The organism is Marinobacter sp., assembly GCF_052094685.1.
Classification (GTDB): Bacteria; Pseudomonadota; Gammaproteobacteria; order Pseudomonadales; family Oleiphilaceae; genus Marinobacter.
Window position 1 is genome coordinate 1 of the sequence record NZ_JBQDKB010000098.1, and the last position, 12,390, is coordinate 12,390.

9 protein-coding genes are annotated in these 12,390 nt (G+C 53.3%); 1 reads left to right on the plus strand and 8 read right to left on the minus strand.

Going from position 1 to position 12,390, the window contains the following annotated elements:
- From ACTH3S_RS15515 to paaG, 5 genes are all read right to left on the minus strand, one after another.
- Positions 1-864, minus strand: an 864-nt coding sequence (locus tag ACTH3S_RS15515) for an AMP-binding protein (RefSeq protein ID WP_441809914.1), incomplete at its 3' end; no start/stop codon positions are given.
- Positions 865-956: 92 nt separating this feature from the next.
- The gene (gene pcaF / locus ACTH3S_RS15520; RefSeq protein ID WP_441809915.1) at positions 957-2,204 is read right to left on the minus strand and encodes a 3-oxoadipyl-CoA thiolase; all 1,248 of its coding nucleotides are present in this window, start codon (positions 2,202-2,204) and stop codon (positions 957-959) included.
- Complete coding sequence (paaI, locus tag ACTH3S_RS15525) at positions 2,201-2,659, minus strand: hydroxyphenylacetyl-CoA thioesterase PaaI (RefSeq protein WP_441809916.1); 459 nt, start codon at positions 2,657-2,659, stop codon at positions 2,201-2,203. Before paaI ends, pcaF begins: the two co-directional genes overlap by 4 nt.
- Positions 2,656-4,176: a 3-hydroxyacyl-CoA dehydrogenase PaaH gene (gene paaH, locus ACTH3S_RS15530; RefSeq protein WP_441809917.1), complete on the minus strand. Its 1,521-nt coding sequence runs from the start codon at positions 4,174-4,176 to the stop codon at positions 2,656-2,658. Before paaH ends, paaI begins: the two co-directional genes overlap by 4 nt.
- Before the next feature lies 1 nt (position 4,177).
- Positions 4,178-4,969, minus strand: coding sequence for a 2-(1,2-epoxy-1,2-dihydrophenyl)acetyl-CoA isomerase PaaG (paaG, locus tag ACTH3S_RS15535; RefSeq protein ID WP_441809918.1), 792 nt, complete (start codon positions 4,967-4,969; stop codon positions 4,178-4,180).
- A gap of 414 nt (positions 4,970-5,383) precedes the next feature.
- On the opposite strand from paaG, the gene ACTH3S_RS15540 reads away from it, so the two are divergent.
- Complete coding sequence (locus tag ACTH3S_RS15540; RefSeq protein ID WP_441809919.1) at positions 5,384-5,971, plus strand: phenylacetic acid degradation protein PaaY; 588 nt, start codon at positions 5,384-5,386, stop codon at positions 5,969-5,971.
- On the opposite strand, the gene ACTH3S_RS15545 is transcribed toward ACTH3S_RS15540, so the two are convergent.
- From ACTH3S_RS15545 to ACTH3S_RS15555, 3 genes are read right to left on the minus strand one after another with little or no spacing between them, the layout of a single operon-like run.
- Positions 5,968-8,175 (minus strand): putative bifunctional diguanylate cyclase/phosphodiesterase, encoded by a 2,208-nt coding sequence (locus tag ACTH3S_RS15545; RefSeq protein WP_441809920.1) that lies wholly within the window; start codon positions 8,173-8,175, stop codon positions 5,968-5,970. The genes ACTH3S_RS15540 and ACTH3S_RS15545 overlap by 4 nt on opposite strands.
- Complete coding sequence (locus ACTH3S_RS15550) at positions 8,123-9,037, minus strand: diguanylate cyclase (protein ID WP_441809921.1); 915 nt, start codon at positions 9,035-9,037, stop codon at positions 8,123-8,125. The genes ACTH3S_RS15545 and ACTH3S_RS15550 overlap by 53 nt, the downstream gene beginning before the upstream one ends.
- 4 nt (positions 9,038-9,041) lie before the next feature.
- Positions 9,042-12,263, minus strand: coding sequence for a CHASE domain-containing protein (locus tag ACTH3S_RS15555; protein WP_441809922.1), 3,222 nt, complete (start codon positions 12,261-12,263; stop codon positions 9,042-9,044).
- Positions 12,264-12,390: the final 127 nt, after the last annotated feature.

A 12,390-nucleotide genomic window follows, 5' to 3' on the forward strand; every position in this document is an offset into this window, starting at 1 on the left:
AGAAAAAGACGCCGCTTGAGCACAGAAACAGTGCCATCTATCTTGAAAAACACCGTAAAAATGGTCTTCCCAGATGGTGGGGCCATCTTTGGTTTCCAAGCATTCCATACCAACGCCTGGGCCCATCACTTCTGACAGGCCGTAGATGTCTAGTGCCTGAATGCCAAGCCTATCTTCCAGCTCTGTGCGCATTTCGTTGGTCCAGGGCTCAGCCCCGAAAATACCCAGCCGTAGTGGCAGCTTTTTGGGGTCTATGCCCTGGCGATCCATCTCGTCTGCAATGTTCAGCATGTAAGAGGGCGTGACCATGATGATGTCTGGCTCAAAGTCGCTGATTAGCTGAACCTGTTTCTCTGTTTGCCCGCCGGACATGGGAATAACCGTACAGCCCAGACGCTCAGCACCGTAATGCGCACCAAGGCCGCCGGTGAACAGGCCGTAGCCGTAGGCAACATGAATCTTGTCTCCGGCACTGCCGCCACCCGCGCGAATGGAACGAGCTACGATATCGGCCCAGGTTTCAATGTCGCTTTGGGTGTAGCCCACAACGGTAGGTTTACCGGTGGTGCCACTGGAGGCGTGTACCCTTACGACCTTTTTCATGGGTACTGCGAACATGTTAAAAGGGTAGTTGTCCCGCAAGTTGTCTTTACCGGTAAACGGAATTTTGGCGATGTCTTCCAAGCTGTTGATGTCCATTGGCTTCAAGCCAATGGCGTCAAAAGCATTGCGGTAATGAGGCACGTTTGTATAGGCGTGCCAGACACTCCAGCGCAGGCGTTGCAGCTGCTCGTGGCGAAGTTCGTCCACGCTGGCAGTTTCCATCCGGTCGAGCTTTCCGAGTTTGTGCATGGGTAAATTCATGATTGCTTCCTGTCTTGTTCTTGTCGCCCCGGCGTGCCGTCGGGCCAGCTTTAATTCGTGTTACAGGCCCGGAATCACCCGGGCCGGTTTAATTATTCGGCGCTGTCTACACGTTCAATAATCAGCGCAATGCCTTGGCCGACACCGATGCACATGGTGCACAGGGCATAACGGGCGCTCTCGCCTTGCTGATGGCGGCGCTCCAATTCATTCAATGCGGTGGTCACCAAGCGTGCGCCACTCATGCCCAAAGGGTGGCCCAGAGCAATGGCGCCACCGTTGGGGTTTACGTGGTCGGCATCGTCGGGCAAGCCCAGATCGCGCAGCACGGCCAGAGCCTGTGCGGCAAAGGCTTCGTTCAGCTCAATCACGTCCATATCGGCCAGTTCCAGGCCAGCGGTCTTCAGCACCTTGCGTGTAGCAGGGGCCGGGCCCATGCCCATAATGCGCGGCTCAACACCGGCAGTTGCCATGGCAACCACGCGGGCGCGGGGTTTGAGGTTGTGCTGTTTTAAGGCATCGCCACTGGCCAGCAATAGGGCGCAGGCGCCGTCGTTTACGCCGGAAGCGTTGCCAGCGGTTACGCTGCCGCCATCACGGAAAGGTGTGCCCAGGCCGGCAAGCTTTTCCAGGCTGGTTTCCCGAGGGTGTTCGTCGGTATCAACAATCAGTGGGTCTTGCTTGCGGCGGGGTACGCTCACCGGCACGATTTCATTGTCAAAACGGCCTGCCTTTTGGGCAGCCGCAGTACGCTGTTGGCTGCGCAGGGCGAACGCGTCCTGGTCTTCCCGGGCGATGCTGAAATCGGCGGCCACGTTCTCCGCCGTCTCTGGCATGGAATCAATGCCGTATTGTTTCTTCAGTACCGGATTCACAAAGCGCCAGCCGATGGTGGTGTCGAACATCTCGGCTTTGCGGCTGAACGCAGAATCGGCCTTGCCCATCACAAACGGCGCGCGAGACATGGATTCCACGCCGCCGGCCAGCATCAGGCCGGCTTCGCCGGTGCGCAGTGCGCGGGCGGCGCTGCCAATGGCGTCCATACCGGAACCACACAGCCGGTTGATGGTGGCGCCCGGCACATCGATCGGCAGGCCAGCCAAGAGCAGTGACATGCGAGCCACGTCGCGGTTGTCTTCGCCAGCCTGGTTGGCGCAGCCGTACAGCACGTCGTCTATGGCGGCCCAGTCCAGGTCGCTGTGGCGGTCTTTCAATGCTTTCATGGGAATAGCGCCCAGATCATCAGCGCGCACTGTTGCAAGAGCACCGCCGTAGCGGCCAACCGGGGTGCGCACCGCATCTACTATGTAGGCATCTTGCAGGCGTTTTTCGTTACTCATTGGTCATTCTCCGACTGGATGACTTCGCCGCGAACCTGGTAGGACTTGCCGCGAAACAGGGCGATTACATGGCCGTTTTGATTGGTGAGGGTAATGTCGTACACACCGGTGCGGTTGCCCCGGGATTGCTCAACCGCGTTGGCGGTCAGCACATCGCCTTCGCGGGCGCCAAGCATGTACTCAATAGAGCAGCCAGATGCGACAGTGGCCTTGTTGTAGCTGTTGCAGGCAAAGGCAAAAGCCGAGTCGGCCAAGGTAAACAGGTAACCGCCATGGCAAGAGCCGTGGCCCTGAATCATGATGCTGGTAACCGGCATGGTAACCGTGGCTTTGCCTGGGGCTACGTGGGTAATCTTCATGCCGAGGTGACGAGTGGCCTGATCCCGCTCGTACATGGATTCGGCACAGTCTTGTGCCAGTTTTTTCGCATCGGGCGCGTGGTGTTCGTTGCTCATGAGTAGAACCCCTGTTCGGCAAACCGGTTTTTCCGCAGCAGCAGCGCCGGCCGATAACGGTCTTCGCCGTAACTCTGCTGGATGTGTGTCAGTACTGTGTGCAGCAGCCTGAAGCCAAGGTTGTCGCTCCAGCGCAGCGGGCCTTCCGGGTAGTTCAGGCCGGCTTTCATGGCCAGGTCGATATCGCTGATAGACGCCACGCCGTGCAGGGCAGCATCTGCCGCTTCGTTAGCGAGGGTGGCAACGGTGCGCATAACCACCAAGCCAGGGCGGTCGGCGATGTGGCTTACCGCCATGCCCGCTTTTTGCAGTAGGGCACAGGCATCGTTTACTGCTTGTGCGGGCGCTTGCTCTGCAGCGGTTATAGCCAAGCGGCTGGCCTTGGCGTAATCGAAAGCCAAATCCAGCAGAATCAAATTGTTGCAGGCCTCTGCAGAAGCACGTTCGGTGGCCATGCGGCCGTCGGTGAGTGCCAGTACAGCATCGCCAAAGCACAGGCGGCCTGGGCCATCCCGCTCGATAACCTTGAGGCCACTGTCGCTCAGGCGTTTAACCAGTGCCGCAAGCGGGCCTGGGTTGCCTTCGATAACTAGCGTATCGGCATTGCAGCTTGCGGCTTCGGCAGTGGCAGGCTCAGGCTTTTGCGCGCCTTCGGCGTAGCTGTAAAAGCCTTGGCCACTCTTGCGGCCTAAGCGGCCAGCTTCCACCAACTCTTTCTGAACCAGTGAGGGTAAAAAGCGGGTGTCCTGATAGTAGGAATTAAAAACCGAGGCGGTTACCGCGTAGTTCACGTCGTGGCCGATCAGGTCGGTCAGCTCGAATGGCCCCATGCGAAAGCTGCCGGCTTCGCGCAAAAGGGCATCGAGTGTTGCGCTGTCTGCGGTTTGTTCCTGCAGTAGGCGCAGGCTTTCGGCATAAAAAGGCCGTGCAACGCGGTTAACAATAAAACCAGGTGTCGACGTGGCAGTAACCGGCTTCTTGCCCCACGCAGCGGCTGTGGCGTAAACAATTTGTGCAACTTCGTCGCTGGTGGCCAAGCCTTTAATCACTTCAACCAAGGCCATCAGTGGCGCCGGGTTAAAGAAGTGCATGCCTACCAAGCGCTCCGGGTGCGCCATATTGGCACCCAGGGCTGTCACAGATATAGACGAAGTGTTTGTGGCCAGAATGGCCTTCTCGGTGCAGACGCTTTCAAGATCGGCCAGCAAACTACGTTTGATATTGAGGTCTTCTACGATGGCTTCGATCACCAGGCCCGCATCGGCCAATTCGCTGAGCTCGCTAATCGGCTGGATGCGATCCAGAAGCGCATCCAGCGCAGACTGCTCCATCTTCCCTTTATCAACCCGGCGCTGAAGCTGTTTGGCAACGCTCTGGCGACCCGCATGTGCAGCACCTTCGCGCTGATCGAGCAGAAATACTTGGTGGCCGGCTTGGGCGGCTACCTGAGCTATGCCCGAGCCCATGGCGCCTGCGCCTATAACGGCAATGGGAGTGTTGGTGGCAAGTGGCTGCATGCTATTTCCCCTTGAATTCGGGTGCACGCTTTTCCATAAAGGCGGCGACGCCTTCACGGTAGTCGTCGGTGCGCCCAGCCTGTCGCTGTAGATCCCGTTCTAACAGTGACTGTTCTTCAAAGCTGTTGTTGGCGCTGGCGTGCAGGGCACGCTTGATCATCGACAGACCTTTGGTGGGCTGGGTGGAGAAGTGACGGGCCAGTTTCATGGCTTCATCCTGCAGGGCGTCGTCTTCTACGCACTGCCAGATCATGCCCCACTGTTCCGCCTTTTCAGCGCTCAGTTTGTCACCTAATAAAGCCAGGCCTTTTGCACGAGCCATTCCAACCGCGCGCGGTAGGGTCCAAGTACCGCCCGAATCTGGAATAAGACCAATTTTGCAAAAAGCCTGAACAAAGTTTGCGGAGCGTGCTGCCAAGGTGATGTCGCAGGCGAGGGCAATATTTGCGCCAGCACCCGCGGCTACGCCATTGACCGCACAAATCACCGGCATGGGCAGGTCTCGAATCGCCTGCAGCATTGGGTTGTAGTAAGTCTCGATGGAGAAACCTAAATCCGGCGCCTCGGCGCCAGGCTTTACGCTTCGATCCGACAAATCCTGGCCGGCACAGAAGCCACGGCCATTGCCAGTAAGCAGCATGACTCGCACTGTGTGATCGTTACGGATGGTTTTCAGCGCGGCGCGCATCTGTTCATGCATCTCAACGTTAAAGCTGTTGAGGCTTTTTGGGCGATTCAGGGTAACTTTGGCAATGCCCTGGTCGATATCGAGAAGCACACTCTGCTCAGTCATGGAGAAATCCTTGTGATAGCAGTAGAACCCAAGCTTGGCGCCTGGAAAACTCTGGCTTACGTTTGCTGCGGTATTTCGTTGTTTTAGTGTTTTGTCGGTAAGGCCTGATGGTTATCAAGGCGACTTCCGCAGGGCGGTGTTCCGCCTCACTGATTTCAGGAAAGAGTATAGGTTTGAATTGATACCGGTCAAGAATTCGTAGTCAGGTTTTTGTATCACGTTATTATCTATTTGAAGTCTAATTCTGTATGTTTATGATTTTAATGGAAACTTAATTCGTTAGCCTTTAGTATTAGGAAGGGTTGGAAGCCGCCGTATCGGCCCTCATCTCTTTGCAGGTTGTGTCTTATCTGTTCTGATACAAAAAAAGTATCTTGAGGTGCGAAAAAACAAACATATTATAAGGAGCGTTTTATGCCTTGTTACCGAATTGATGGTGTAACGCCCGTGGTACACCCATCGGCATACGTACACCCCACCGCTGTGCTTATTGGCGATGTACACGTGGGGCCGGATTGTTACATTGGGCCTTGTGCATCTTTGCGCGGAGATTTTAGCCGTATAGTGATGGAGCAGGGCGCAAATCTTCAGGACACCTGCGTGGTGCATGCGTTTCCCGGGCGCGATGCAATTATTCGCCGCAACGGTCACATAGGGCATGGCGCTGTGTTGCATGGTTGTGTGATAGAAGAAGACGCCATGGTAGGCATGAACGCTGTGGTTATGGACGAAACCGTTATAGCCATCAAGTCCATTGTGGGTGCTGCAGCGTTCGTGAAAAGCGGCTTTACCTGTGAGCCGGCGTCATTGATTGTGGGCTCGCCAGCGAAGGTGTTACGCCAACTGAGCGATAAAGAAGTTAGTTGGAAGCTGCGCGGCACCCAAGAATACCAGACACTGACAAAGCGGTGCCTGGAAAACATGAGGGAATGCTCGCCGCTCGCGGAAGTAGATGCGGATCGGCCAACATTGCAGATTGGTGGACATGATTTGAAGGATTAATAGCCCTTCAGAAAAACCTCGATAGGCTGCGGTACCCCAAAAAAATAGCCTTGCAGGTGAACCTGGGGGTGCCGCGAGGCCAGGAAATCGGCGTGAGCTTCGGTTTCCACGCCTTCGGCAACCACTCGCGCGCCCATGGTTTCACCAATCCTGACCACCATTTCAACTATGTTGGCCGCCATTGGCTCATCCAGCATTGAAAGCACAAAGCTTCGATCGATTTTAACTTCAGAAATCGGCAGCCGCCGTAACCGCGATAGCGAAGAGTAACCTGTGCCAAAATCATCTAATGAGAAGGTGCAGCCAAAGCTTCGAATGGCCTCCATTTTTTTCACAACCGTGTCTAGGTTGTCAGCCGATACGCTTTCTGTGAGTTCCAGTGTAAGCAGCTCTGCGGGAAACTGCGAGTTGGCCAGAGCCTTTCCCACTGTGTCCACAAAATTATCTTCCGCAAAGTGTTTTGCAGAAATATTGACGGAGCATCGCAGGGCTGGGTTGATGCGATTTAGGCCACTCATCTTTTCAAGCGTCTTACTCAGAACCCAGCGATCGATTTTTACAATTTGCCGGGATCTCTCTGCCTGTGGAATGAATTCATCGGGGCTAAGGAGGCCGCGCTTGGGATGCGGCCACCGAATGAGGACCTCCAGCCCGCTCAAAGTCCCGTCTGGTGAGAGCTGGGGCTGCGCAAAAAGTACCAGTTCATCCTGTTCCAGTGCACGGTTTAGCTCGGATTCGATCTGCAATTGGTGGCGAATCGTTTTGCTCATGGAGTCTTCAAAAATGGCGATTGCCCGGTTTGCTGCCTTGGCACTGCGATGGGCGGTTTCAGCGTGCTGAAGGGCAGATGAAGGTGAGTTTGAGCTTTCAGTGGGGTACAAGGCCGCGCCCACGGTTACCTCAAGGTTTAAATCAGGGCTGTCGCCATACTGAACGGGCTCGCTCAGACTGTTTTGGATGCGCTCGTGGAGCGCAAGAATGACTCGGTAAGCGTCATCAATTGACCACTGTTTCGGGGCCAAAACGATACCGAACTCGTCACCAGCAAGCCGGGCTATGGAATCGTCCAAGAAAACAGACGCTCGCAGGCGTTTTGCCAGTTCTCTTATGACATAGTCCCCGCATTTGAAACCGTAGGTTTCATTGATGTAGCGAAAGTTATTGATATCCACAACAAGGACAGCGGTAGATATATTTCCATGGTTGCAGAACTTCAGCACCGTACCCAGTTGACTCAGGAACAGAGCGCGGTTCGATAGCCCCGTAACTGGATCGCGCCACCTCAGTTCTTCTAGCCGCTGTTCTGTCTCTTTTAGGTTGGATATATCATTGAAAACAGCGATGTAATGAGTGATGACATTCTTATCTGAGCGAATGGTGCTGACGGTTCGGAGTTCTGGATAAAGCTCTCCGGATTTTCGCCGATTGTAAGTTTCTCCAGACCAGTGGCCATTTTTGTCCAGGTAGGATCGGATATATTCTGGGCTCGGCTGTGTGTTTGGATCGTTATACAGCGCGGTATAATTAAAATTGAGAACGTCCTTTTCGGAGTATCCCGTAATGCGGGAGAAGGCTGTATTAACCGCTAGTATTTTGCACTGGGCATCGAGCAGAACAATGCCTTCTGAGGTGGCCATGAAGACGCTTTCGAACAGGTTTCTGTTTGGCTGATCGGAGTTGTCGAATTGCTCCAGGCGTCTTTTGAGATCCTGGTTTAGGGTGACCATGTGATCAAGCATGCCGCTCAATGAAATGTGTGTGCGTACTCTGGCTCTGACAGCAGGTAAGCGGATCGGCTTGTGTATATAGTCTACGGCACCGGCTTTAAACCCTTCTACTTCTGATTCCGGGTCACTCAGGGCGGTGATAAAAATAATGGGAATATGCTGTAAATCGCGCCTGGCCTTCAGATTGCGGCACATTTGAAAGCCATCTGTATCCGGCATCATTATGTCCAACAAAATGAGGTGAGGCTTGTCGCCTTGCTCCAGAACTTCCATTGCCTGTGCAGCACTGGTGGCAACGACCAGGTCGTAGTCTTGACTAAGCGCCTCGGTAAGAACGCGAATGTTGGTGGGTTCATCGTCAACAATCAGTATTTTTGGGCTACACCCCGGCATTAAAGCCCCGAACTCATCCCGCCCGGATAGTTCAAAGTAGTAGGGGTCTGACACAATCGCGCCCTCCGTCTTCCTTGGCTTCATAGAGACTCTTGTCAGCGGCTTCTGTTAATTCGGCCGCGTTTGATAACGACGATGGTTGAGTCGCTGCGCACCCCACAGACACGGTGAATGTAGGGCTATTTTTTGTGGCGTGTTCGGCGCTTTGACACTCTGCGTGAATGGCCTTGGCCATTTGGTTTGCCGCTGCTATTGTGCAAGGCAGATCGGCCCCTGGAATAATGGCGGCAAACTCGTCTCCACCTAAGCGCGCAACGACTTCTCCGGCTCTGGCAAAGCTTGAGTTCATGATTTTTGCGAGTTTTTGCAGGCACGAATCGCCTTGCGCGTGCCCATGTTGATCGTTAATTGTTTTGAAGTGATCCAGGTCGACCAGTACCAGGCCGACAGAACTGTTTTGGCGCCTGGCACGCCGCCACTCCAAATCAAGCTGCTGGTTGAACAGGCGTCGATTGCCAATGCCGGTTAATGGATCAGTCAGTGCGGCTTCCGCCAGCATGTCTGTTTTACGTTTCAAGTCGATGAACGTGGATACTTTGGCGCTTAGTATGGTTTTGTTGAAGGGCTTCAGCACATAGTCGGTTGCGCCATATCGAAAAGCTTCTTCAATATCCTGAGTTTGGTCCGAAGCAGAAATGCAAATAACGGGCACGTACGCATACAATTTTGAAGCTCTTATCTCGTTCAAGAAGTCGAACCCCGAGCCATCGGGCAGATACAGGTCAAGAAGAACGATGTCTATTTCTTCAGACAATAGTCGCCGGGCTTCGGCAATGCTCTGGCTGATGATCAGATCGCAGGCGTCCCCGAGTATGCCTGCCAAGCTGGCAATGCCTACCGGTTCGTCTTCTACGATTAGCACCGTGGGTGCACTATTTATGTCCATCAAACTAATTGCCTTCGCCTTCAGGATCGATCTTCGTTAGCAGATCGATTGCCTGTTCAAATTTATAGGTTTCAAGTGCCCGTCGTAGCTGGGATGCGAGGAGGGTTTGATTGCGCTCGCTCAGAAATACCAGCACCTGATCAATATCGCTATCGCTTGCAATACGGTTGCTGCCCAGCCGTTGCCTCATCCGTTCAATAATCCGGTCAATTGGCTCCACTCGGGCACTATCCGGTAACACGCGCAATACGGCCGCGTGGGTGGTTTCTGAGAGTAAGCGTACGTGTTCGGTGAGTGTTGCCAGCAGTGTTTCCGGGCCGAGTGCCGGCGCTCCTGAATCAACGGATGTTTCAACCTGCTCTGCTATGTGCATCAACTCAGTATTGGCGATGTTGGCTGCAGCACCTTTAATTTTATGGGCAACAGCCTTAATCATTATCGAATCATTTGCCTGCAGGCCGCTTTCGATCTCTGCCGTCATTTCTGTGGAGCTGGCCAAAAAACTGCGCACACAGCGATTGAACAGACTGGGGTCGGATCCGAACATTTCCTCGTATAGAGGACGAGAAATAAAGCCAGGTAATCCAGGCTGGTTTGTGTTGTTGGATGGGTCATGGGGTGTCGGAATGCTTATCGCGCGTTCTTTGAAGAAAGCCTGAAGCACCCTCTGAATATCTCCGGGAAGCACTGGCTTGGTGAGGTAGTCATTCATTCCTGCGTCGTAAGCACTGCTGCGATCATGCTCGGATATGGATGCCGACAGAGCTGCAATCACCGGCTGGTCGATGCTCTGGTGGCCACGAATCTGCCTAACAATGTCTTGCCCGGTCTCACCATCCAGATGTAAATCCATAAGGACAAGATCAAACGGCTGGTTTTCAAGCTGCTGCATTGCCTCGGCTCCATTGTGGACTGACTTTGAGCCCACCCCAAAAGAGTTTAGGTAGCTTGCGACGATTTCGCAATTTAGCGGTACGTCATCAACAATCAGCGCCGTCAGGTTTCGGAACAAGGGTCGTGGAGTGGGTATTACCGTGTGTTCGTTCAGTTGCTGTGGAGCCAAGTGTTCAAAAAGCTTGGAGGGGGTTAACGGTTCAAACGCCACTCGCCCGCCAGCGTCTTGGTACTCGATCATCCAGTCTGGTTTGAAACCCGCAGGAACGATTACGAGCAGTCGAGCGAGCTGATATCGTTTTTCTGTCGCTAATAGCGCTTGAACAAACGATTTGATGATCTCTGTTTCGATATTTTCCATATCGACGATAACCATAGAAGGTGTGGCATTATCTTCGACCGACGTTTCTGCCAATATGGATTTGAGTTGCTGCAGAAGCTCTACTGGTATCAGCTCCAGACACCAGTGCTCGCGGTAGGTTTCCAGCAGAGAGACGTTGTGGCTCAGGCCATGGTGGTGAACCCGGATAGGGCTGGAAACATGGCGAGAGCCAATGCTTGGTTCGTTCACAGCCAGATCAACAGGAATCATGAGTGTGAATATAGAGCCCTGGCCTTCAGCGCTTTCCAGCGTTAGTGTTGCGCCCATCAACTGCGCAAGATGGCTGCTGATAGCGAGGCCAAGGCCTGAGCCACCGAAAACGCGGCTGGTGGATTCGTCGGCTTGGCGGAAATTCTCAAAAACCCGTTGCTGATCCTCTTCCCTGATTCCAATGCCGGTATCTTTTACGGTGATTTTGAGCATTCCGTGGGAGTCATCGCTTCGGCTAAACCCGATGCTCACACTCACGTTGCCTTCGTGGGTAAACTTGATCGCGTTCCCGACCAGGTTACTGCATATCTGGGAGATTCGCAGAAGATCGCCTGTTACACACTTGGGCGTGGACGGAGCAATATTCACCCGTAGTTTCAATCCTTTTTCTTCAGCAACGATGGCAAATAACTCAACGCTTCGCTGGATAAGCGCTTCGATTTCAAACGGCTGATAATCCAGCTCTATATGGTCTGCTTCGATTCGGGACAGATCCAAAATGTCATTCAGAAGTTGCAACAAGACCTCTGATGCGGAAAACGCTTTGCTCACCAGGCGCCGGGAGTAATCGTTGTGTTGTGCTTCTTTCAGCAGAACCAACATGCCGATAATCGCATTCATGGGCGTGCGGATTTCGTGACTCATATTTGCTAGAAATGCGGTTTTAACTTTTACCGCAGACTCAGCTTCTTGTTTCTGCATTTTGAGCTCAGCGGTTTTCTCAATAACTTCCTGCTCGGCGCGCCGTTTGGCGTTGGATAGTAGAAGGAAGGCGAGCAGTATCAGCCCGTTGATAATCAAGCCGCTTATAAGAATGGCGGCAGGCTGTTTGCTAACATTATATTTTTCGAAAAGTTGTGTTGTTTGAACATCAAACGTCCATTCCCGGCCATAGATATCCAGAGAATAAGACGTTTGAAACATGGGTGACGTATCGTAGTTTTTTTCTGCCGTTTCGTTGAACTCGCTGTAAAGCGAGTGCTCGCCATCACGGATACGAAAGTGAAGTAATCGGTTGGTATTTGCCAGCGTTCCTTCCATTAGCCGGGAAACAATAAACGGCGCGTACACAATGCCCAGGAAGTCGGCTTCCTTGCTGTCTTTTTGCCGCGCTTCTGCCGTGCGATAGAAGGGATGAAAAAAGAGGAAACCCGGCTTTTTTTCGTCATCCTGTACGAGGACTATAGGGCCAGTAATCTGGGTTTGCCCGGTGCGCATAGCTTTCAAGGCGGCGGTGTAGCGATTCGATTCGTGGGCCATGTCCAGGCCAATAGCTGCTTCGTTTCCTGCTAACGGCTCAAGATAGGTGATAGGCCAAAAGTCGGTGCCTGTATGAGGCGGATGGATGCGAAAGTCCGGGCGTTCTTTTTGTTCTTCCCTAAGAAAGGGCGCAAGTTCGCCTTCAGGAATTCTTTTAATAACGCCAATTCCGCTGATCCCTGGCAAGCGACCCTGCACCGAAAGCGCCTCTGCGAAGCGCTGCCATTGAGTCAGTGTAACGCCGCCATCATTCATGCGAATGGTGCCGACCCCGGAAAGCAACGCAAACTCGTATTTTTGCATCCGGTCCATCAACAGGGTATTGAGTTGTTGGATACGCTGATCAAACTGGTCGTTAGCTCTGGCATCGGTAACCCGTGTAGAAATCTGCCAAGCTGTAATGGTCAGCAGCAAGGAAAGACCCACGACTATCCAGTGCAGTTTTGTTGTCTGGGCTACGGTGCCCCGGATTTTTCTCATTTGCAGGTCTGGCCTTAGTGGTGGGTTGGTGAACAACAAATTAGACTAGCTGAGATCTGAAAAAAGTTCGAGCATGTTTTGTACCACAGCTAATGTAACTATCCTGTTGCAGTCTTAAATAACTCCT